The organism is Streptomyces sp. NPDC054047, from assembly GCF_055585065.1.
Window position 1 is genome coordinate 338,429 of record NZ_JBVJKV010000011.1, and the last position, 20,969, is coordinate 359,397.

The 20,969-nt window shown below is 69.0% G+C and carries 18 protein-coding genes and 1 pseudogene; 3 read left to right on the forward strand and 16 right to left on the reverse strand.

Annotation, left to right across the window (positions count from 1 at the left end; genetic code table 11):
* The first annotated feature begins 19 nt into the window (after positions 1 to 19).
* Positions 20 to 763: a polyphosphate--glucose phosphotransferase gene (gene ppgK, locus ACZ6ZP_RS33860; protein WP_361464509.1), complete on the forward strand. Its 744-nt coding sequence runs from the start codon at positions 20 to 22 to the stop codon at positions 761 to 763.
* Between the two features lie 24 nt (positions 764 to 787).
* Here the strand turns inward: ppgK and ACZ6ZP_RS33865 are convergent, their stop codons facing one another.
* Positions 788 to 1,417 (reverse strand): DUF6542 domain-containing protein, encoded by a 630-nt coding sequence (locus ACZ6ZP_RS33865; RefSeq protein WP_351173153.1) that lies wholly within the window; start codon positions 1,415 to 1,417, stop codon positions 788 to 790.
* Between the two features lie 196 nt (positions 1,418 to 1,613).
* On the opposite strand from ACZ6ZP_RS33865, the gene ychF reads away from it, so the two are divergent.
* On the forward strand, positions 1,614 to 2,702 hold the full coding sequence (gene ychF, locus ACZ6ZP_RS33870) for a redox-regulated ATPase YchF (protein WP_361464507.1): 1,089 nt from the start codon (positions 1,614 to 1,616) through the stop codon (positions 2,700 to 2,702).
* Between the two features lie 60 nt (positions 2,703 to 2,762).
* Here the strand turns inward: ychF and ACZ6ZP_RS33875 are convergent, their stop codons facing one another.
* From ACZ6ZP_RS33875 to ACZ6ZP_RS33930, 12 genes are all read right to left on the reverse strand, one after another.
* Positions 2,763 to 4,199: a DUF6177 family protein gene (locus tag ACZ6ZP_RS33875; protein ID WP_469409590.1), complete on the reverse strand. Its 1,437-nt coding sequence runs from the start codon at positions 4,197 to 4,199 to the stop codon at positions 2,763 to 2,765.
* Complete coding sequence (gene eccCa, locus ACZ6ZP_RS33880; protein WP_469409592.1) at positions 4,196 to 8,197, reverse strand: type VII secretion protein EccCa; 4,002 nt, start codon at positions 8,195 to 8,197, stop codon at positions 4,196 to 4,198. Before eccCa ends, ACZ6ZP_RS33875 begins: the two co-directional genes overlap by 4 nt.
* The gene (locus ACZ6ZP_RS33885) at positions 8,194 to 9,303 is read right to left on the reverse strand and encodes a type VII secretion protein (RefSeq protein WP_468617457.1); all 1,110 of its coding nucleotides are present in this window, start codon (positions 9,301 to 9,303) and stop codon (positions 8,194 to 8,196) included. Before ACZ6ZP_RS33885 ends, eccCa begins: the two co-directional genes overlap by 4 nt.
* Before the next feature lie 9 nt (positions 9,304 to 9,312).
* Complete coding sequence (gene eccD / locus ACZ6ZP_RS33890) at positions 9,313 to 10,677, reverse strand: type VII secretion integral membrane protein EccD (protein ID WP_469409594.1); 1,365 nt, start codon at positions 10,675 to 10,677, stop codon at positions 9,313 to 9,315.
* A 48-nt stretch (positions 10,678 to 10,725) separates the two neighbouring features.
* Positions 10,726 to 11,007 carry a hypothetical protein gene (locus ACZ6ZP_RS33895; RefSeq protein ID WP_399983791.1) on the reverse strand — a complete coding sequence of 94 codons (282 nt, stop codon included), beginning with the start codon at positions 11,005 to 11,007 and terminating at the stop codon, positions 10,726 to 10,728.
* A gap of 355 nt (positions 11,008 to 11,362) precedes the next feature.
* Positions 11,363 to 12,004, reverse strand: coding sequence for a hypothetical protein (locus ACZ6ZP_RS33900; protein WP_469409597.1), 642 nt, complete (start codon positions 12,002 to 12,004; stop codon positions 11,363 to 11,365).
* A gap of 9 nt (positions 12,005 to 12,013) precedes the next feature.
* A complete protein-coding gene (locus tag ACZ6ZP_RS33905; RefSeq protein ID WP_469409600.1) occupies positions 12,014 to 14,548 on the reverse strand; it encodes a hypothetical protein in 2,535 nt (844 codons plus the stop codon).
* Positions 14,545 to 14,946: a DUF6507 family protein gene (locus ACZ6ZP_RS33910; protein WP_469409602.1), complete on the reverse strand. Its 402-nt coding sequence runs from the start codon at positions 14,944 to 14,946 to the stop codon at positions 14,545 to 14,547. Before ACZ6ZP_RS33910 ends, ACZ6ZP_RS33905 begins: the two co-directional genes overlap by 4 nt.
* Positions 14,947 to 15,010: 64 nt before the next feature.
* Positions 15,011 to 15,322 (reverse strand): pore-forming ESAT-6 family protein, encoded by a 312-nt coding sequence (locus tag ACZ6ZP_RS33915; protein ID WP_351161619.1) that lies wholly within the window; start codon positions 15,320 to 15,322, stop codon positions 15,011 to 15,013.
* Between the two features lie 58 nt (positions 15,323 to 15,380).
* Positions 15,381 to 15,710, reverse strand: coding sequence for a hypothetical protein (locus ACZ6ZP_RS33920; protein ID WP_399983804.1), 330 nt, complete (start codon positions 15,708 to 15,710; stop codon positions 15,381 to 15,383).
* Between the two features lie 329 nt (positions 15,711 to 16,039).
* Positions 16,040 to 18,154 carry an elongation factor G gene (gene fusA, locus ACZ6ZP_RS33925; protein ID WP_469409606.1) on the reverse strand — a complete coding sequence of 705 codons (2,115 nt, stop codon included), beginning with the start codon at positions 18,152 to 18,154 and terminating at the stop codon, positions 16,040 to 16,042.
* 463 nt (positions 18,155 to 18,617) lie between these two features.
* Positions 18,618 to 18,872, reverse strand: a complete 255-nt coding sequence (locus ACZ6ZP_RS33930) for a hypothetical protein (RefSeq protein ID WP_351173183.1) — start codon at positions 18,870 to 18,872, stop codon at positions 18,618 to 18,620.
* A gap of 178 nt (positions 18,873 to 19,050) precedes the next feature.
* On the opposite strand from ACZ6ZP_RS33930, the gene ACZ6ZP_RS33935 reads away from it, so the two are divergent.
* A complete protein-coding gene (locus ACZ6ZP_RS33935) occupies positions 19,051 to 19,344 on the forward strand; it encodes a chaplin (RefSeq protein WP_351173186.1) in 294 nt (97 codons plus the stop codon).
* Positions 19,345 to 19,414: 70 nt separating this feature from the next.
* Here ACZ6ZP_RS33935 and ACZ6ZP_RS33940 read toward each other — a convergent pair whose 3' ends face one another.
* The 3 genes and pseudogenes from ACZ6ZP_RS33940 to ACZ6ZP_RS33950 form a co-directional block, all read right to left on the reverse strand.
* A complete protein-coding gene (locus tag ACZ6ZP_RS33940) occupies positions 19,415 to 20,287 on the reverse strand; it encodes a tyrosinase family protein (RefSeq protein WP_361464501.1) in 873 nt (290 codons plus the stop codon).
* A gap of 38 nt (positions 20,288 to 20,325) precedes the next feature.
* Positions 20,326 to 20,742 (reverse strand): tyrosinase family oxidase copper chaperone, encoded by a 417-nt coding sequence (locus ACZ6ZP_RS33945; RefSeq protein ID WP_383820578.1) that lies wholly within the window; start codon positions 20,740 to 20,742, stop codon positions 20,326 to 20,328.
* Between the two features lie 71 nt (positions 20,743 to 20,813).
* Positions 20,814 to 20,969: pseudogene (locus ACZ6ZP_RS33950) on the reverse strand (vitamin K epoxide reductase family protein); the annotation flags it as partial.

A 20,969-nucleotide genomic window follows, 5' to 3' on the forward strand; every position in this document is an offset into this window, starting at 1 on the left:
TGGCCGTATCGTCGGTCTCATGCAGATCTTCGGTGTGGACATCGGCGGATCAGGGATCAAGGGCGCACCCGTTGACCTGGACCGCGGAGACCTGGCACAAGAACGGCACAAGGTACTGACCCCGCAGCCGGCCACGCCCGACGGCGTGGCCGACAAGGTGCGCGAGGTCGTCGAGCACTTCGGCTGGACGGGCCCCGTCGGCGCCACGTTCCCCGGCGTGATCACCGGCGGCACGGCGCGCACGGCGGCCAACGTGGACAAGAGCTGGATCGGCACGGACATCCAGAAGCTGGTCTCGGACCGGCTCGGCGGCGTCCCCGTCACCGTCCTGAACGACGCGGACGCGGCCGGCGTCGCCGAGATGCACTTCGGGGCGGGCCGCGGCCGCAAGGGCACGGTCATCCTGCTCACCCTCGGCACCGGCATCGGCAGCGCCCTGTTCACCGGCGGCCGCCTCGTCCCGAACACCGAGCTCGGCCACCTGGAGCTGCACGGGCACGACGCGGAGAAGCGTGCGTCGTCCAAGGCCAAGGAGGACGAGGACCTCACCTGGGAGCACTGGGCGCACCGCGTCCAGAAGTATCTGGCGCACGTGGAGATGCTGTTCTCGCCCGAGCTCGTCATCATCGGCGGCGGAGTGAGCCGCAAGTCGCACAAGTTCCTGCCGCTGATCAAGGGCATCAAGGCGGAGCTGGTCCCCGCGGAGCTCCAGAACAACGCGGGGATCGTGGGCGCGGCGATGGCGGCGGCGGAGAAGGACTAGCACCCCGGGGCCGCCTGACCGCTCCTAGGCGGTGGGCATCCGCCGCTTGGGCCCGCGAGGCCCGGCGGCGGAGGAGGGCGGGGCGGCAGCCCGCGCCCGCCGCCGCTGCCCCATGAGCTTGATCCTGCGCACGGTCACGATCAGCCCGGCGGCCAGCGTCCCGGCGTACAGCCAGCCCGCGTGCAGCGCGAGCGAAGTGATCAGCCCCATGAAGTGCCCGCCGAAGCCGCCGGTGCCCCCGGAGATGGGCACGAGCCCGACGGCGAAGGCGATGGGCGCGGCCACCGGCGCGGTCACCAGGTCGGCGGGCCGCACCCAGAACGCGGTCAGCACGCTCACGGGCAGGAAGAGCACGCCGTACGCGACGACCGAGCTGCCGAAGAGCAGCCACAGCAGACAGGCGAGCAGGAACATCGCCGCGGTGCAGAAGAGCCCGCTGCCGAGCCCCGTGAGCCGCGGGTTCGGCATCGCGCGCAGTCTGCGGTAGATCGGCAGTGCCCGCAGGTTGCGTACGAAGGGCGGGACGGGGCGGCGGGGACGGGACGGGGCGCGGTAGACCGTCGCCGAATCGGCGGGCCTGCCCTGCGGGGGCAGGGGCGCGGTGCGTCGCGGCCGGGCCTGGGGCTGAGGGGGACGCGTCCTGTGTTGCTCCACCGGACCAACCTAGGTCGCGCCGTACCGATAATCCTGCCTGGGACACGCCCTTTGGCCGACCTTGGCCAAGCGTTCGACAGGAGAGCGGTACGCCGACGAGGGCGGGGCCCGCACGCCGTAGACTGGGGGATCGCCCTACGGTCGCTCCGGCCCCCCGGGCCGTCCACCCACAGACTCACGTACGGGAAGTCGCAACGTGTCGCTCACGATCGGAATCGTCGGTCTGCCCAATGTCGGCAAGTCGACCCTGTTCAACGCCCTGACCAAGAACGACGTCCTTGCGGCCAACTACCCGTTCGCGACGATCGAGCCGAATGTTGGCGTGGTCGGCGTCCCGGACCCCCGCCTCACGAAGTTGGCGGAAATCTTCAGCTCCCAGAAGATCCTCCCGGCGACGGTCGACTTCGTCGACATCGCGGGCATCGTGCGCGGCGCGAGCGAGGGCGAGGGCCTGGGCAACAAGTTCCTCGCGAACATCCGCGAGTCGGACGCGATCTGCCAGGTCATCCGCGCCTTCAAGGACGAGAACGTCGTGCACGTGGACGGCAAGGTCTCGCCCAAGGACGACATCGAGACGATCAACACCGAGCTGATCCTCGCGGACCTCCAGACCATCGAGAAGGTCCTCCCGCGCCTCCAGAAGGAATCGCGGATCAAGAAGGACATCGCTCCGAAGGTGAAGGCGGTGGAGGAGGCCCAGGCGATCCTCGAGAAGGGCGACACGCTCTTCTCGGCGGGCATCGTCCAGGGCTCGGGCAGGGAAGAACTCCTCCACGACCTCCACCTCCTCACGACGAAGCCCTTCCTCTACGTCTTCAACGTGGACGAGGACGAGCTGACGGACGACGCGTTCAAGGCCGAGCAGAGCGCCCTGGTCGCCCCCGCGGAGGCGATCTTCCTCAACGCCAAGCTGGAGTCGGAGCTCGTGGAGCTGGAGGAGGACGAGGCCCTCGAACTCCTCCAGTCGGTGGGCCAGGAAGAGCCCGGCCTGGCCACCCTGGCCCACGTCGGCTTCCGCACCCTCGGCCTCCAGACCTACCTCACGGCAGGCCCCAAGGAATCCCGCGCCTGGACGATCCCGGCGGGCGCGACGGCCCCCGAGGCGGCCGGCGTGATCCACACGGACTTCCAGAAGGGCTTCATCAAGGCCGAGGTCATCTCCTTCGAGGACCTGGTCGAGACGGGCTCGGTCGCCGAGGCCCGCGCGAAGGGCAAGGCGCGCATGGAGGGCAAGGAGTACGTGATGCAGGACGGGGACGTGGTGGAGTTCCGCTTCAACGTCTAGCGCTTGCGCAGCTGAGATGAGGCCACGTCCGAAGGACGTGGCCTCATCTCTGTGTCGCGGCTATGCGGGCCTGAGGTGCTCGGCGAGCTGCTGGAGGATCGTCCAGGAGTTCGGGTCGGTGCCGTCGCCCAGGACGTAGTGGAGTGCGGGCCGTGCTGCGGGGCCGAGGCGGTCGGCGCGGAGGCCCCGGGGCGGGTGTTGGGCGTGGGGGAGGCCGATGACGTTCACGGCGTCTGCACCCAGGGTGAAGGAGAGAGGTATGGGCGGGGCTTCGAAGCGGGGTGGGACGGTGAGGTCTCGGCGGGCGGTACGGAGCGACGTGAGCATGGAGGCTAGGCCGTGGTCCGTGGCGAGGATCTTGGCCAGCGGGGCGATGGCGTCCAGGGGCGGGGCTTCGGCGGGGGCGTAGCCGAGGGTGAGCGTGATGTGTTCCTCGATGCCTGCCGAGGTGTGGGTGATGTGAGTGGTGGCGATGGCCGGGTGGTCCGTGGAGCCGATGGCGGTCAGCCAGGTGGGGGTGTTCTTCTGGGCACGGGTGCGGGCCAGTTCGGTCAGCTGGCGTCGGGACCAGGGCAGGGCGATGGGTTCGGCGGTGGACCAGCCGGCCGGTGGGGTGCCGGTGAGAGTCTGCCAGGCCGCTTCCAAGGCGCCGCCGAGCAGGAGGTCTTCGTCGGCGGCGTGGGTGGTGTGGAGGGAGAGGAGCAGTTGGCGCTCGCCCGGAGCGTTGGAGACCGACTCGGGCCCCGGATCGGGCTTGAAAACTTCCGCGATCCGCGGGTTTCCGTCCGTGGATTTCACCGGCGTGAAGTGGTTCTCGTGCCAGTGGAGTTGCACCCCGGACAGGCCGTCGTAGTAGCCGCAGTCGGGGTCCTGGACGACCCAGCGGTTGGGCTGGCCTTGCACTGCGTTGCGGGTGGGGAGGGTGAGGCTGGTGTGGGGCGGGGTGACGATCTGCAGGGCGCGGTCACTGTCGGCCGCGGTGCGCAGGGCGTCGGCGAGCCAGTTGGTCATCGCGACGACGGGGCGGTCCTGGATGACGACAGCGGCCTTGTCCGTGAGGACGTCCACGGCGGGCGCTGTCGCTGAGGGCGCCGCTGCGGCGGTGGCGGTCTCGGGGGTGAGCGGGACGACATCGGTGTGGGCTACGTCCGGCGGCCAGACTGTGCCGCCCAGGACGGCTGCTAGGCGTCCGGCGAAGGATCCGGCGAGCCGTTCGCCCTCCTCGACGGCGGTGGAGGCGCGTGCTTCGGTCCACCAGAACGGCCCGTCGGGGGAAACGACTTCGGCCCCGAGCAGGCGTTGCGCCTCGCCGGGGACCTGGATGAGCAGAGGTGCTTCGACGGAGACCAGCGGGCGGCCGTTCGGTGCGCAGAGCTGGACGACCGCACCCTCGGCCAGGGAGTCGATGCCCAGGTCGGGACCGCCGGCGAAGAGTCCGGCGAGCAGGGTGTTGATGTCGGGCATCTTGGGGGTGAGGGCGATGACGTCCTTGGTCACGGGTGTTTCTTCTCCGCGGTGTCGTCGGCCTCGGTGGCCAGGGCGGTCTGGATGAGCTGGTGGTGGCGGCCTCGGCGGACGAGAGTGCCGCGGCCGGGGGGCTGGGCGGAGGCGTAGAGGCCGGGGAAGAGCTGGCCTTCGGTGCGGTCGCCGGCCATGAGGAGGGCGGTGGTGCCGGTTTCGCGCAGGGTGGTGAGGAAGGGCTCGTACAGGGCGCGCGACGCCCCGGCGACGCGGCGGGTGACGATGAAGTGCAGGCCGATGTCCTGGGCGGAGGAGATGTAGGGCAGGAAGGGCGCCAGGGGCTGTTGGCCGGCGGTGGTGAGGATGTCGTAGTCGTCGACGAGGATGACGATCCGGGGACCGGTGAAGGCCGGCCCGTCGGTGATCGCGTCCGGGTCGGCGGTCTCCGGCATGCGCTTTTCCAGTTCGCCCGCTATACCGGTGGCCAGGGCGCCGGCGAGCTTGGCGTTGTGGGCGTAGCCGCCACGGTAGGGCTCGGGGACGACACCGCGCAGGCCGCGCCGCGGGTCGAAGACCCCGAAGACCAGGTCCTCGTCACTGTGGCGGTCGATGAGCTGCTGGGTGATCAGCTTGAGCAGGTTGGTCTTCCCGCATTCGTTGTCGCCGAGGACCAGCAGGTGCTGATCCTGCCCGACCAGGTCAAGGAGCGCCGGGGCGAGGGCGTCCTGGTCGACGCCGAGCGGGATGCGCGAGGGTTCGGCGGCCGGCGAGGGCAGCTTGGCGGCGGGCAGGACTGCGGGCAACACCCGCACAGGGGCGGCGAGTTCGCCGTGCCAGCTGGCGCGCAACGTACGTCCGGCGCGCTCCAGGGCGGGGCCCAGGTCGCCGGTGAACGGTTGGCCGTCGATGCGGGGCAGGGCGGTGTGGGCGAAGAGCTTGGCGTCGGTCAGGATCCGGCCGGGGGCGTCGGCGCTCAGCGTCTCGGAGAGCTTGCGGTCGACGCTGGAGTCGGAGGGGTCGTTCAGGCGCAGTTCGACGCGGGTGCCGAACATGGACTGGGTGGCGATGCGCACGTCGTTCCAGCGCAGCATGCCCGCCACGACGTGGATGCCGTAGCCGCTGCCACGCTTGAGGAGGTCGGCGACGGTGTCGTCGAGCTCGGCGAACTCGTCGCGCAGGGCACCGAATCCGTCGATGAGCAGCACGATGTCGGTGGAGCCGAGTTCGGTCAGCTTGCCGCTTGCGCGCAGGTGGCGCAGCTGGTCGACGGAGTCGATCCCGTACTCGCGGAACAGCTCCTCACGCAGAGCCAGTTGGGCACGGACCTCGGCGATGGTACGGGCGGCGCGCTCGTGGTCGGCGCGTCCCGCGATGCCGCCCACGTGCGGCAGTCCGGCCAGCGCCGTCAGGCCGCCGCCGACCAGGTCGAGGCCGTAGACGGCGGCCTGGTGCGGGGTGTGGGTCAGGGCCAGGGAGAGTGCGAGGGTACGTAGCAGGGTGGTCTTGCCGGACTGCGGGCCACCGATGACGGCGGCGTGCCCGCCGGCCACGGTCAGGTCTAGGATCCAGGGCTTTTGCCACTGCTTGGCCGGGTCGTCCAGGACGCCCAGAGGTAGCTGCATGGGGCCTGCGCTGGTGGCCAGGTGCAGGCCGCGCTCCGAGGCCTGGACGGGTCCGGCGGCGGCGTCGAGCGAGATCGCGTCGGGCAGCGGAGGCAGCCAGATGCGGCGGACCGGAGGGGCGGCGGTGCACAGCTGATCGACCATGACCGTCAGGACGGTCGGACCGGTCTCCCGCTCCCGCATGGCGGGTTCTTCGGGCGCACCGGTGGCGGGGTTCTGGCCGGTGTTGAAGGCGGGGTAGGGCCAGGCGAGGGGTTCGTCATCGGCCTGGTCGTGGAGGATGGGGCCGCGGTGGGCGCCGGAGACGTAGCCCGCCTTGAAGCGTTCGTACGTCGATGTGTCGACCTTGAGGTAGCCGAAGCCCGGCAGCGGCGGCAGCTGGAAGGCGTCGGTGGTGTCCAGGACGGTGCGTGACTCGTCGGCGGAGAAGGTGCGCAGACCGAGGCGGTAGGAGAGGTAGGTCTCCAGGCCCTTGAGCTTGCCGGATTCGATGCGCTGGCTGGACAGCAGCAGGTGCACGCCGATGGAGCGGCCGATGCGGCCGATGGAGAGGAACAGGTCGATGAAGTCGGGCTTGGCGGTAAGCAGTTCGCCGAATTCGTCGATGACGACGAAGAGGTGGGGCAGCGCCTCAAGGTCGGGCCGGTTGGCGCGCAGGGCGGCGTAGTGGCCGATGTCGGCGACGTTGCCTGCGTCCTTGAGGACCTGCTGGCGGCGTTTGACCTCGCCGGCCAGGCTGGTGTGGACGCGTTCGACGAGCCCGGCCTGGTTCTCCAGGTTGGTGATCACGCCTGCGACGTGCGGGAGCTGGGTGAAGGGGGCGAAGGTGGCGCCGCCCTTGTAGTCGACCAGGACCAGCGCGAGGTCTTCGGGGGAGTGGGTGGCGGCCAGGGCCAGGACCAGGGTGCGCAGGAGTTCGCTCTTGCCCGAGCCGGTCGCGCCGACGCACAGGCCGTGCGGGCCCATGCCCAGTTCGGAGGACTCCTTGAGGTCCAACAGAACAGGTTCGTGGCGGTCGTTGAGGCCGATGGGCACGCGCAGGAAGTCGCGTTCGCCGCGTGGCGCCCACAACCTGTCGAGGTCGAGTGCGGCCGGGTCGTCGATGCCCAGCAGGGTGGGGAAGTCGACCGGGCCGGAGATGGGGGTGCCCTCGGCGGCGGACTCGGCGGACAGACGCAAGGGGGCGAGCATGCGGGCAAGGCCTTCGGCGCCCGCGATGCTCATCGCATCCGCGGTGCCCTGACCGGGCAGTGCGTCGGGGGCACGCAGGTCTTCGACGCTCACCTGGTCGCCGTCGACGGTGATCCGCACGCTGACCTGGTCCGGTTCGTGCACCTGCTGCTCGAGCAGGTGCAGCACGGTCACGCCCATCCCCGTGAGGTCGACGGCCGAGTCGGGCCGCGGCAGTTCGGTGGCCGTGGCTCCGTGGCAGTCGCTGACGACCAGGAGCCGGTCGTTCATCCGCAGCGCGTTGCGGTCGGACAGGCCGCGGCGAACTTCCGCGGCGTAGGAGGAGCGGCGGCGCAGATCCGTGGCGCACTGCCGGGCGACCTGATCGAGGCTCGGCGCGATGCGCCGGACGGCGACCGGGCCGTCGTCCTGCTGCTCATCGAGGACATGGGGCAGCCACTTCGCCCACTCCCACTCCTCCAGGCGCCCACCGGGCACGCCGAGAGCGATGGCGACGTCGTCGGGTGCGTGCGTCACCGCGGTCTGGATCAGCAGGGCACGGGCGACGCGCAGTACGCCGTCCCGGTCACCGATGATGCTGACGTTGCCCGCCCGGTCGAGCGGTGCCATCAGCGGGAAGTCGGTCGCGGTGGTGAACCGGTGCTGCAGCGCACGCGCTTCGTTCAGCATGAACGGGTCGGGCGGGGTCAGCACGCCGCTTCCCTGGTTCTGGCCGATCGTCAGGGCCTGTACGGGTACGTCGCCGGTGCCGAGCCGCACCCGCAGGAAGTCCGCGTCCAGACGGCGCCGCTCCCACAACCTGGCCGGGTCGCGCACGAGGTCGTACAACGCCGCCGGCGGCGGGTTGAGCACCCGCGCCTGCCGCCGCAGCTCCCGCTCGACCGCTCCGAGTTCGTCGCGCTGCTCCTCCACGTACTCCAGATACCGCTCGCGCTGGGTACGCCGGGTGCGCTGTGCCTTGCCGCGCTGGGACAGGAACAGGGCCACCGCACCCAGGAGGGCGAAGACGAGGACGATCGCGCCGATGGCGGCGAACTGGCTGTTGCGGATGACGGTCATCATGACAACCGAGCCCATGACGCCGGCCATCGGAAGCAGCGCGGTGGCCGCGTTGCCCATCTTGCCCTCGGGCAGGTTCGGGGGCGGCTCGATGGTGCGTTCCGGAGCAGCGCCGAGAGGCCGGGTGGAGCGGGCCGGGCGGTGTATGAGGTGTTGGGTCATCGCACCCGCACCGCCCGCCCCATCGCCTCGGCGGCCAGCTGGACGGCGGCCTCGCGGGAGCTCTGGCCGAGCATGCCGGTGTGGATGGGGCCTCCTTGGGCCAGATGACGGTCGTAGGGGAGCGGCACCACGGCAGCTCCCGTCTCGCGCAGGTGCGCGGCGGCCGTCTTCAAGTCGAGCGTTGTATCAGGGGAGTTCGCGGACAGGGCTACGACGGTTGTGGCAAGCGCCGAGTGCGGCAGTTGGGCCAGCCAGTCCAGGACCAGGCGGGTGCCGTTGACGCCTTCGGCGGTCATCGGGGCGACCACGACGCGGGCGTGGGCGGTGTCCATCGCGGTCCGCGCCACTTCGCCGGGCAGCGTCTCGCAGTCGACCACCGACACGGCGAAGTAGCGGCGCAGCGCGAGGGTGACGGTGCGGTAGGTGGGCACGTCGAGCGGGGCTCCGACACGTCCCTGGCTTGCGGGCAGCAACCAGCCGCCGTCCGTGACCGGCACCAGGTAACCGGTGACATCGGTGAGCTGCATGGCTGGGCTGAGGATCTGGGCCAGATCCGCGCACGCCCAGCGCACGGACTCCGCTCCGAGCCGCACCGGCAGGGTGCCGAGCGCGGCATCGGCCTCCAGGGCGAGCACCGGATCGTGCCGGTAGTGATTGAACGTGCGTGCCAGCAGGGCGGAGACGGTGGACTTGCCTACGCCGCCGCGGATGGAGGTCACGGCGATGACCCGCCCGGTGGTGACCGGCTGCTGCACCTCGCGAGCGAGACGTGTCTGCTCGGCCACCTCCTGCCCGGCCGAGGCAGTGAGCTTACGTAGCGAGCGCCCGGTGCGCCGCGCGGCGGAGTCTCCGTGCTGCGGGCCGCCCAGGGCGCGGGCCAGGCGCGGATCGACGGTGGGGACGGACTCCGGGGTGGGCAGGGGAAGGCGAGGATCGCGCGGCGCGGGTTGGGTGGATGCCGACGGACGGGGTGCTGGGGTCGCGCTCCGCGGCTGCTCCGGAGCGGACTCCGAGGCCGCCAGATGCAGCACAGCAGTCGACTCCGCGGAAGCGGCCCCCAACTCCCGTAGCACGTCACGCTGCCAATCATTTCCCTGCTGCGCCATGCCGCGCCCCTACGCGAAGGTGTCGAGCAGTCGCCCGTACACGCCGAAAACCCCGATGACCAGAGGCAACAGGGAAATGACGCCCACTGACTCCAACACGTCGCCGACGCGGCGGAGCCGCACCCGCACATGCTCGGGGGGTTGCACCGCAAGGACCACCAGAGGAATCAGGGCGAGCGCGACCAGCAGAGCCATCGGCCCCCCGGCTACCGACCGCTCCGTCCACACCATGACCAACCCCACAACGACGACGGCCGAGGCTGCGAACAACCCCACCACCTCCGCGACGAGTGGATAGGCACGAGCCCGCAGCGCAAGGACCACGGCGGTGACCGCAGCCACCGGGACTGTCCACACCGAGGGGGCACGCAACACCATTACTCCGGCCGCTGCGGCAGATACGGCCAACACGATGGTGGCCAGGGCCAGTCCACGATGCGTGGCACTGAGCGCCGTACCCACCTGATAGCGGCTCACCGACGCCCCGCTCGTACGCCGGTCATCGAGCCCCGACAACCCCGATGCCATCAAGGCAAGCCGAGGCAGCACCCCAAGCACCACGACGGACACGACAGCGAGCAACGCACCCATCCGGGCCTGCTCGACCTCGGTCCGAGCACCGTCCTGCAGAGCGAAGGCCGCTTCCCACAGGACCAGACACCCCAGGGCGGCTGCGGCCCCGATCAAAGCCCCGCGGCCCAGCGGCGAAAACAACCCCAGAAGCAACAACACAAGTACGGCGTCGAGGGCGAGGCCCGCCAGAAGCACCGGGTTCCCCCAGGCATACGCATCACCCAACGTCCGCACACCGAGCGAGCCCAAAGCTCCCGCAGACACGATCAACGTGGCGGCAAGTCCGGCCTGCTTCCGCCACCCCAACAGAGCCCCGGAACAGCTCAGCACAACGGCGACAGCCACCAAAGCCTGCCCCGCAGCGGCCAACTCGAACTCACCGGCGGCCAACACCCCGGCCACCACCACCCAGAACACAGTGGCCAGCCCCGCCACCACCCGCCGAGCAGCGGGCCGCCACCGCCAGGCCCGCACATCCAGATCATCGGCAGCTTCATCGGTGACGTCATGAACGACGGGCGCGGACGGCGCATCCTCGACGCGCACGAGCCGCAGCACGGCACCGTCCGGTATCCCGGCAGACTCCAGGGTGCTGTCGTGCGCCAGCGCCGAACCGTCCGCGGTGACGAGGTGCCGCAGCATGGGCCGGGCGGCAGCTCTGTCATCGAGCAGCCGCAGCACCTCGGGAATCAGCAGCCCGACCGGCTCCTGCGAAGGAAGAACGAGGTCCACCCGCCGCTGCTCTCCCACCAGAGTGACCCGGCTCAAGGCCGTGCGACTTGTCCCGCTCGTGCGGCTCAACGGCCCCGCAGATATCACGCGTTCGAACCTATCATCGAGAGGAAGGGGTTACGGATGGGAAGGTGATGAGGAAGAAGCCGGGGAATTGGGAGAATCGGGCACCGACGACTCGTAGGGACTTTTCCCAATGATTCGGTGTGAGACGAACGACCATCCCACGCATCCGGCACACAAGATCGCCGCGACCACCAATCCGGCGACCACTTTCCCCAACCGCTCATCAACGGTCCTCCGCTGCCGCTGTGCTCCGAACAGGAGGGCATCGCGCAGCCGTCGGCGCCTAACCGACACCGACTCCAAGAGCTGGCTGTCGTAATCCTGAGCTGCCATCAGATGGGCTCACAGGCCTCTGTAAGCGGACAGGGAGATGACATGGTTCCTTCTAAATGTCTTGAGGCGCGGCCTGCTGGGCGTTGCCTCGACTGCATCAGCTGCCCAGAAGGTCGCGAAGTGGTCCGCGCGCCAGGGGGAGGGAGCGCCTGGTGCTGAGGATGCGCATTAACTACTGCGCTGAAATGCGAGTTGTTCCTACGCCCCGGTCTCTCTCTTCGCCACTTTGGAACGGCAGGCTCAACCGATGACACGAACCCCGAGCGCCTTGAGGAGCGCGGCACACGCGTTGCACGGCTGTGTGGGCCGCCTGTCCCCGCACGAGGCCTCGGGGGAAGTATCCAGCTCATGGCTGTTAAAGCTTGTCCGTCAGGTCCGGCCCCAGCCCACTCTCATCGGCGTCCGGCCTACTGATGCCGAAGCCGACGGCATGCCCGAAGTACGTCGGCTCACCTGTCTCGGCTTCCACGCCGAGTGCAGAGTTGAGTTCGCGCAGCGCGTCGGCAAGCCGAGGGGCATTCCTGCTCTGCACCTCCGGATGTGGACGGCCAGAGAAGCCGAACCAGCTCCAAATGTCGTGGTGAACTGAAAGGGTTGCGGTCGGACCGTATGAGGAAGTTGTGACAGACAAATCCACAATACGGGGCTCTTTTCGGGGGCGCCCCTCAGTGTCGTACCAGACTCCACTACCAATGACCTTGAAGTCTCGGATCTTCGCATCAGGGAAAGCTACAGGACGGCTTCCAGAGATTTTGTGAGGGATTTCTGGGTCTGTCAGGTTTCGAATGAAGACCGTGCTCATAACCCCTGTGAACCCTTTCCCCGGGGCGAGCCACATGTATTCCAGACTGCTCGGCGAAAGCAGCTCGAACTGATCGAGCACCTCGATCATTCTTGCTGCGACGCTCAATGCAGAGTTAAGACCGGATGGTACGGTCCCGTCCAGGTCCCAAAACCAGGATCCGCATTCCTTTTTTGCTCGCATGAGTGTCGACATGAAGTTCTCTCAGGGGTAAATGGGGCCGTCGGCCGGAATCTTGATCGCGCCGTCCTCGAAGCGCAGCAGTACGGTCGCGCCACCATCCATCGCTGCTTCCTCGATGGCTTTGAATGCTCCTGGGCGCAGGATCGACATAGGATGGTGCACGTCCAGGATAGCCACACCATGATTCATGTACTCGTACCGCAGCTGCTCGATCGCACTCTCGGCATTCTTGATCAGCTTCTTCTTGCTGGCTACGTTCTTCAGCTGGTAAGCGTAGTCGATCTCGCCATCAGCATTTCTCGTGTACACGTCGAGGTCCCATAGATCAGTGGGCTCCCCGAACTCGAACCCGAGGCGTGTGAACCCCCGACCTTGCAGTTCGGTGGCATGAACCAGTGCCATGTGGGCAGCAGGAACCATGCTGTCGGGGCTGCTGCGACTGGGCCCTTGCTTGCACATATCGAGAATCTTGCTGTAATTCTCTGTACCCCGAAGGTGCCCACGGCTAATGATTTCCGCAACACTGGCACCGTAGGGATCCTTGCGGAGGCTGTGGAGAACGGCTTCCTGATCGCGCAGTTTTATTTTCGCGTGACTGAGCTCAGCAAGGAGACGAGCCTCCTGCTCCGGCTTCAGCGGTCCGGTGGGCTCATGAGGCATCTCGTCATGCGGTCTGCTGTACCTGCTCGGATCGATCTCCGACAGACCATCGAGGGTGTCCGCCTGCCCTCTCGCGCCGAACCCATCGCCTCCGACCACACCATCACCATGACTACCGGCAGAACCTGCGCCGTGCCCGGTGGTGGTGTGCCCGCCGACGGAGACGCCGTCGTGGTTGACGGTGCCGCCCGGCGTGTGATCGCCACCACCTGGGCCTGTGGTGCGACCACCGGAGCCGGGGAGCTCATGGCTGGCTGAGGGGCCGTTGGTGAAACCGCCTGATGCGCCAGGGGGGAGGTGTGATGCGGTGCCCCCTGAGACATCGCGGCCCACTCCACCGATATCGTCCCCGGCCCGCCCGGCAGCTCCGCCCACACCGTCTCCGGTACGGGAAGCAGCTCCTGGCCCTTGAAGAGGCGAGCTACGCGGCGGAACGTCCCCGCCCCGGCCGAGGGCTGCTGCCGCATCATCACCAGCATGCGCGCCCACCAGGACTGGCCCTCCTCGCGGCAGCGCCTCCGCCCCCGCGTTTGCTCGTTCGGCGGCCGCGCCTCCCTTTGGCATCTCATCGGGTCTCTGAATGACGTTCTGGTGGTCCCGGGGCGCGGCGATGGAGGGGGTGCGCTCATCGGCGGAGAGTTCGACACGGGGCGGCGTGGTGTCCGGAACGCCGTTCTTTAGGATGGTGAGTTCGCCGTTCCCAACGTGGACTTGAGAGTGTGGGGCGAACCTCCACATGGTGCTGGCGGAGCCGGCACCAGGCGCGTTGCCGAACCCGGCGCGGACTCGGGCGGTGACGTCTGCGATCTTGGGTGCGGCTCGAGTGGTGGCGCCGATGGTCCTGGCTGCCGCGCTGAGGGGGTCGATGGCCTCGCCGACCTTGGCCAGGGTGCCAGCGGTTTTGGCGACAGCGCCGCCCTTGGCCAGTTTCGAGACGGCGGCCAGCGGTCCTGAGGCGAGGGTCAGGCCGTTGAAGAAGACAGTGCCTGTGGCCTTGCCTGGGTGATCTTCCCAGTCATCCCAGCCGACCAGGGCCTTGGCGAACGTCTTGGTGTACGGGCGGCCCTCGGCGACTTGCTTCTTCCAGGGCGAGTCTTGCTTGTTGAGCGGGTCGAAGAGGTAGGACTCCAGGCCGAGGACCGTCATGCCAAGACCCTTGCGGGCCGCATCGCCGTCAGCTCCGGGGCTGACGAGGTCCACGAGCCCGGTGACGGTGCCGACGACGTTGTCCTTGATGCTGCCGCTGGCCTCCCTCACATGGTGGGAGAGGTCGAACTTGTCGTAGGTGAGGGCCTCAGGGGTGCCCCAGGGCAGCTTGTCGGCGTGCTTGAGCGCTTCGGCGGTGTAGCCGTAGACCTGCATACCGCGTGGGACCAAGGTGCCCTTGTAGCCCTGCGGCACGTACTGGGTGCCGTCGACCAGAGCCGTGATCTTGTTGTTGGCGGCGGTCTCGGCTTTGGTGAAGTCGGCCTGAGCCTGGGCGACCTCGCCCCACAGAGCCGCGTGCTGGTCGATCTTGCCCTGGTCCTGGGTCCACTCGTCGTCGATCTCGCCGCTGTCGGTCTTCAGGCTCGCCCTGAAGTCGGCCACCTGAGTCCGGAGATGGTCCAGGCGGGCGATAATGGGCCGTACCGCGCCAGCGTAATCATCCAGCGCTCGGGCGACCGTTTCGATCTTCGAGGCGAACAGGTCCGCTCGATCCCGCACCGGCGCCGTGGAGGCGAAGAGCTCCTCCGCCTCGGGTGCCCGGTAGAAGGCCCCAAGGCCCTGGAACTTGCTGTGCACCGCACCGCCCGCCTGGCGCAGGGCGCCGGCATGGGCCCGCAGCCCGGAAGCGTGCTGCTCCAACTGCTCGAGGTCACCGCTGAAGTGGGGGACATCCTTCGCAGTGATCACAGCGAACCCCGCGTGAGGGGTGTGGGCCGCTCCAGGATCGGGTCGACCACACTGGCCGCGGAGCGCTGCAGCTCGGCCGCGATCTCCAGGTCACCCGCTTCGTAGGCAGCGGTGGCCAGCATCGCGCCGTTGACCGACTGCCCGGCCCGCACGCCGATGAACTCCAGATCCTCGGCGGTGCCTTCGGCGAACTCGACGAGCGCGGCGGCGACCAGACCTCCGACCGGACTCTGGCCTCCGCCGTCGGCTCCCCCCGACACCAGGGCACCGGACCACTTCGCAGCGCCCCCCAAGTCCTCGCCGTACTCGCCGACGTGCCGGTCCAAAGTGCCCAGTACATCGTTCACGTGCGACAGGACGAGATTCACCCCGCCCGGCTCAATGTCCCATTTCGGCATGCCAACCCCCTACTTCAGCCCCGTGACCCGTATCCGCGCCGGCACACCCGCAACGGCGCTCCGTTCAGCCGATGTTGTCGACCGCTGCGCGCGCTCGCGCGAGCGTCGACTGCGCGGTGCCGTCGTTCTGCTCCAGCGTCGTACGCACGAGGCGGATGATTTCCCGTACCTCGTTGGCTGCCTTGTTCCAGCGGACTTCCTTACCGTGGTAGTCGTCTGACACGCCGTCGGCCTGGTAGTCGGCCATCGCGGCCTTCACTGCGCGGTCGCGGTCGCCGAGCACCCGCTCCAGCTGACCGATGATGATCTGCAGGCCGCCCTGCACGTCGGACGAAGCGCCGGTGTCGTAGGAGCGGCGGTCCTGGTTTCCAGCCATGGCGGAGTTCCCCCTGTGTGCGAAGTATTGGGTGCGCGAGCAGGCCGACTCGGCAGGATCAGCCGGAGAAGCGGGCGCTGTCGAAGTTGGCCGCGCCCATATTCTGGTGGGCGTTGTCCGACTGCTCCTGGTCGCCGGAGCCGAACGCGGTATCCATACCGGCCTGCCCGCCCAGGATCGAGGACAGTGCCCCGTTCAGATCCGAAGTGATTTCATCCGCGCGCAATTTGAACGAGTCGAAGGTCGCCTTGCCTGCCCCGTTGAACTTGCCCTCCAGCGGTTCGGCCGCCTGGACCAGCAAGCTGATCAGCGTCCCGAGGTCGTCGCTGGACCCCACGGTGTTCTTCCCCAGCACCGCGAGGGTCGTGTCTCCCATGTCGAACTTCATGAGTCCACCCCCGTTAACTCGTCAACTATGTTGCGCTCTGCGTCCGGTCGTCGATCACAGCAAGCGCATGTGCCACTCACGCCACGTAAGCGTATCGAACATACTCTCCCGTGGTGCATTGCAGACGCAACGGAATTCGGACTGATGTGGCGTGATCTGCCTCATGACTTCAGTGGCTCTCGCCGGTGTGACGGCCCAGCCCCTTACTCACCAGCGCAAAGACCCCGCACCTCCGCCCCGCCGGATGAGATCCGGCGGGGCGGAAACTGAACTGGGGGTCCGCGTGCGCGGTTTGTTGTGTTGCTCTGCAGGCCGACGGGGCGGTGTACTTACCGACCCAGCACCCCCGCCGAAATCGCCGCCGGAACCCCCGCATAACCCATCGGCCGCGTCGTGAACGTGCCGCGCCCCTGCGTGCGGCTGCGCAGGCGGGACGCGTAGCCGAACAGTTCGGCCAGGGGGACCGTTGCCGTGATCGTGGCGGTGCCGGAGCGGGTCGTCGAGGCCGTGACCCGGCCGCGGCGGGCCGCCAGGTCGCCCAGTACGCCGCCCACCCCGTCGTCCGGGACCGTGGCCGTCAACTCCACCACCGGTTCCAGGAGTTCGAGCACCGCGGCGCGCAGCGCCTCGCGGAGTGCGAATCTGCCCGCCGTCCGGAACGCCATCTCCGAGGAGTCCTTGGAGTGGGTCGCTCCGTCGGTCAGCGTGACCCGCAGGCCCGTCACCGGATGACCGCCCAGGGGGCCGTCGGCGAGAGCGTCCCGGCAGCCAGCCTCCACCGCACGCACGTACTCCTGCGGCACCCGGCCACCCGTGACCGTGGAGGCGAAGACGAAGGTGTGGGCCGCTTCCGGCTGCGCCTCCAGGCGCTCGACGTCGAGCACCACGTGTGCGAACTGGCCCGCGCCACCGTCCTGTTTGACGTGCCGGTACACCAGACCCGACACCCCGCGCACGACCGTCTCGCGGTACGCCACCTGCGGGCGGCCCACGCCCACCTCGATGCCGTGGGCGCGGCGGATCTTCTCCACCGCCACCTCCAGATGCAGCTCGCCCATGCCGGACAGGACCGTCTGGCCGGTCTCACGGTCGACCCGTACCGCCAGCGAGGGGTCCTCCTCGACCAGGCGTGCCAGGGCCGAGGACAGGCGGCCGGTGTCCGTGCTCCTGTGGGACTCCACCGCCACCGAGACCACCGATGCCGCCACTGCGGGCGGTTCGAGGGTCAGGGGCGCGCCGGGCGAGCACAGCGTGGTGCCGGCGCGGGACGTCTTCAGGCCCACCACGGCCACGATGTCCCCTGCCGTCGCCCGGTCGAGTTCCGCGTGGCGGTCGGCCTGCACGCGCAGGATGCGGCCGATCCGTTCGGTGCGGCCCGTGCCCGCGTCCATCACCGTCTCTCCCTTCGTGATCGTTCCCGAGTACACGCGTACGTACGTCAGCCGCCCCGTCGCCGTCGCGTTCACCTTGAAGGCCAGGCCCGCGAACGGCGCCTCGGGGTCGGCGGCGCGTTCCTGCACGGTGTCGCCATGGGTTCCGCGTACCGCCGGAACGTCCACCGGCGACGGCAGGTAGGACACCACCGCCTCCAGCAGCGGTTCGATGCCGCGGTTGCGGTAGGCGGAACCGCACAGCACCACCACGCCCTCACCGCTGAGGGTCAGATCGCGCAGTGCGGCGGTCAGGGTCGGGGTGCGGAGCGTCGACGTCGCGCAGTACTCCTCCATCGCCGCCGCGTGCAGCTCCGCCACCCTCTCCTCCAGCTCGTGCCTGCGCCGGTGCGCCTGCTCGCGCAGGGCCTCGGGGACCGGCTCCACTTCGTACGTGGGATGGTCCGGGCGCCAGACCAGGGCGCGCATCCGCAGCAGGTCCACCACACCGGTGAACTCGTCCTCCCGGCCGATCGGCAGCTGCACCACCAGCGGGGCCGTGTGCAGCCGCTCCCTCATCGATGCCACCGCCGCGTCGAGGTCGGCGCCCGCCCGGTCCAGCTTGTTGACGAACGCGATCCGCGGCACGTCGTACCGGTCGGCCTGCCGCCACACCGACTCGCTCTGCGGCTCGACCCCCGCCACGGCGTCGAACACCGCGACAGCCCCGTCCAGGACCCGCAGCGAGCGCTCCACCTCGTCGGCGAAGTCGACGTGGCCCGGGGTGTCGATCAGGTTGATCCGGTGGCCGTCCCAGGCGCAGCTGACCGCCGCGGCGAAGATGGTGATCCCGCGGTCGCGTTCCTGCGTGTCGAAGTCGGTGACGGTCGTGCCGTCATGGACCTCACCTCTCTTGTGGGTGGCACCGGTCAGGAACAGGATCCGTTCGGTGACGGTGGTCTTGCCGGCGTCGACGTGGGCGAGGATGCCGAGATTCCGGACGTCGGCGGATGTGCGGGGGGAAAGGGTGGAACGGGTGGAACCGACGGACAGGTGTTGGGTGTTGGTGCGCATGGCCGAGGCCTTTCGCTCTGATGCAGAACAGGGCGGCGCTATTTCCGGGCGTGAGAACTCTGGGGGTATGACCTCGTCAGAGCATGTCCTGGCCGGAGCGTGACCTGGCCGGGGCATGACACGGCCGGTCGGTGGGTCAGGAGTTCGCCACGGACCTCAGTGACGGCCGCGCAGCCGTCACCGCATCCGCGAAGACACCAGGATCACGTCGAACCGCGACCGGGAAGCACGAACGACAGTGCGGTAACGCATGGCCCGGCCCCCTCACTTGGCTGACTGCTCACTGGATGCTGAATGCTGAATGCCGTGAGTTTAGGGAGCCTTGCCCTCGACAGTCACCGGAATTAAATCCGCGGGCCCCGGAATCGATCCGCGCCCGCACCCCTGCGCAACGCAAGAGGCGGGGCAGAGCCCCCATGGGCCCGGCCCCGCCTCTCCGCTTCTCGTGCGTCTTCCTCGCGGATTACCCCTCGATCGCGGGCAGTACGCCCACGACCGGCGCCGCCAGGTCGGTCAGCTGGTGCAGCTGCTGCAGCTCGTAGAGGCCGTTGACCCCGTTCAGATGGCTGGTGACCGACGGCACCTCGGCGCGGTACTCCTCGGGGATCGCGCTCGCGCCGAGCGAGTCGATCGTGCCGGTGGGGGAGATTTCGGCGGCGTTCGCGGCGGGGGCGGCCAGGGCGGCGGCACCGGCGGCGAGAGCGAGGGCGGCGGCCATGCGTCGTGTTGAGATCATGTGATGCGCAACGGCTCGCGCGGAGCGCTGGACACGGGCTCCCGGCCGATTTCACCAATGATGTACCGATCGGTGCCGTTACCTGGTGACCACGGCGCCGTTGAAGGGACAGTACGGCCGCGTGCATGCGGCGGTACTCGTCAATTCAAAGGAGAACGTGATGTCTCGCATCGCGAAGGCAGCCGCTGTTGCCCTCGGCACGGGCGCCGTGGTGCTCAGTGGCACCGGTATGGCCATGGCGGACGCGGGCGCCGAGGGTGCGGCCGTCGGCTCGCCCGGCGTCCTTTCCGGCAACCTCGTCCAGGTTCCGGTCCACGTCCCGGTCAACGTGTGTGGCAACACTGTGGACGTCATCGGGCTGCTGAACCCGGCGTTCGGCAACCAGTGCGCCAACGCCGACGGCGGCCACGGCGGCCACGGCAACCCCGGTGGCCCCGGCGGCTACGGCGGCTGATCGCCCCTGTGCGAAAGCCCCCGGCGGTCCTGGACCGCCGGGGGCTTTGTCACGCGTACAGCGGCGGCTGTCATGCGTAACGGTAGATGCCGCGATGGCTGAGTAGGTCGTCCGGCTTCGCGCCCCAGGGCGGCATCGCCTCGTGGCGGGCGGCGATACTGCCGTGCAGCGGGCCGCGGCCCGGCCCCGGCGGTTTCTCGGGCAGGTAGGGGGCGGAGTCGGGGTGCCGCGCCATCCAGCGGTCCCACAGCAGGTCCACGAAGGCGTGGTTCAGCCAGAAGACGGGGTCGTTGACCGACGCGCCGCCGAGCATGTGCCCGCCGACCCAGCGGTGGACGCGGTTGTGGTTGCGCCACTTGTCGTTGCCGACGCCGGACGTCCACCCCTCGAGCTTGTTGCGGTAGCCCTCGGACGATGTGGAGTCCCAGGGCGGTGTGTCGTACACGGGGTCGCGCATGGCCCAGGCCAGTTGGTCCGCGGTGGGCAGCGCGATCGGGTCCTGCGGGCGGCCGAAGTCGCGCATGAGGAAGTCGCCGTCCGTCTCCCCCTCCTTGATGACCCAGGTGCCGTTCGCGCGGGCGAACGGGCCGGTCATGACCTGCCGGTCGGCGCGCCGCCCGTTGCCGCCCATGAGCCCGCTGCCCCAGAGCGAGGCGCGGGGTGACCTGTCCACCGTCCAGTCCCAGTACGGGACGGAGACCGAGGAGTCCACCCGCTGCAGGGCCCGCTCGAACTCCAGGAGGAACCTGCGGTGCCAGGGCAGGAACGAGGGAGTCATGTGGGCCACCCGCAGTCCGCTGTCCCCGTCGGACACGTAGTGCTCGATGTGGGTCCGGACGAACGCGTCGTACTCGCCCTTGCGTTTGAGCTCGAGCAGCGCGTTCACGAAGCGCCGCTTCTCGGTGCTGGTGAGCCGGGCCTGGTTCTTGCGGGTGTAGACCACGTCGGTTCGCTCCTCCGGTCCGATGTGCGGGGCGGTGATCAGGCGCTTTCGCCGCGCAACTGCTGGCCGCGGCCGAGTTCGTCCACTGCCCTGCGGGTGGCGATGAGGGGCGTCGGATACGACTGGTAGTGGTCGATCATGCTCAGATAGCCGCCGTCGGCCCGCCGCATGAGGTGGAGCGGGCGGCCGTCGACGGTGATGTCCCAGTCGGCGCCCGTGTGGTGATGACCCGGGACGGCCCTCGAACCGCGGATGTGGCGGCCCTCGTACATCTCGTCGAACGCGCCTTGGCCGAGGTCGTCGGACGGCAGGTTCCGGTCCGTGTGCCGTGTCGACCAGAGGAGCGCGGCCGGCGCCGCCACGGCCGCGAGGCCTGCTCCGATGAGGTTGCGCATCGTGGCCCGGCGCGTGAACCGTCCAGCGCTCGGCCCTTCGGCCGCTGCTCCCTTGACCATGGGTGATGTCTCCTTGCGCGAGCTGTCTTACGAGAGCTGCCTTACGAGAGATGCCTGTCGGAGCCGCCGCGTCAGCTGGTCCAGAACTCCCACCAGCGCGTGAGGATCAGCATGCCGATGATGCCGACGTGGAGCACCGGAAGCACCCAGGTGAACTCGCCGAAGAACGTACGCAGCCAGGAGGGCGCGGGCAGCAGGCCGTTGCGGACGTTGAACGACGTCACGTA

What these genes read in the sequence shown, in the direction of transcription:
- ppgK (WP_361464509.1), top strand. Translation starts at nt 20, where the DNA reads ATGCAGATCTTCGGTGTGGACATCGGCGGATCAGGGATCAAGGGCGCA.
- eccCa (WP_469409592.1), bottom strand. Translation starts at nt 8,197, where the DNA reads ATGACCCAACACCTCATACACCGCCCGGCCCGCTCCACCCGGCCTCTC.
- ACZ6ZP_RS33885 (WP_468617457.1), bottom strand. Translation starts at nt 9,303, where the DNA reads ATGGCGCAGCAGGGAAATGATTGGCAGCGTGACGTGCTACGGGAGTTG.
- ACZ6ZP_RS33895 (WP_399983791.1), bottom strand. Translation starts at nt 11,007, where the DNA reads ATGGCAGCTCAGGATTACGACAGCCAGCTCTTGGAGTCGGTGTCGGTT.
- ACZ6ZP_RS33900 (WP_469409597.1), bottom strand. Translation starts at nt 12,004, where the DNA reads ATGTCGACACTCATGCGAGCAAAAAAGGAATGCGGATCCTGGTTTTGG.
- ACZ6ZP_RS33910 (WP_469409602.1), bottom strand. Translation starts at nt 14,946, where the DNA reads ATGCCGAAATGGGACATTGAGCCGGGCGGGGTGAATCTCGTCCTGTCG.
- ACZ6ZP_RS33915 (WP_351161619.1), bottom strand. Translation starts at nt 15,322, where the DNA reads ATGGCTGGAAACCAGGACCGCCGCTCCTACGACACCGGCGCTTCGTCC.
- ACZ6ZP_RS33920 (WP_399983804.1), bottom strand. Translation starts at nt 15,710, where the DNA reads ATGAAGTTCGACATGGGAGACACGACCCTCGCGGTGCTGGGGAAGAAC.
- fusA (WP_469409606.1), bottom strand. Translation starts at nt 18,154, where the DNA reads ATGCGCACCAACACCCAACACCTGTCCGTCGGTTCCACCCGTTCCACC.
- ACZ6ZP_RS33930 (WP_351173183.1), bottom strand. Translation starts at nt 18,872, where the DNA reads ATGGCCGCCGCCCTCGCTCTCGCCGCCGGTGCCGCCGCCCTGGCCGCC.
- ACZ6ZP_RS33935 (WP_351173186.1), top strand. Translation starts at nt 19,051, where the DNA reads ATGTCTCGCATCGCGAAGGCAGCCGCTGTTGCCCTCGGCACGGGCGCC.
- ACZ6ZP_RS33945 (WP_383820578.1), bottom strand. Translation starts at nt 20,742, where the DNA reads ATGGTCAAGGGAGCAGCGGCCGAAGGGCCGAGCGCTGGACGGTTCACG.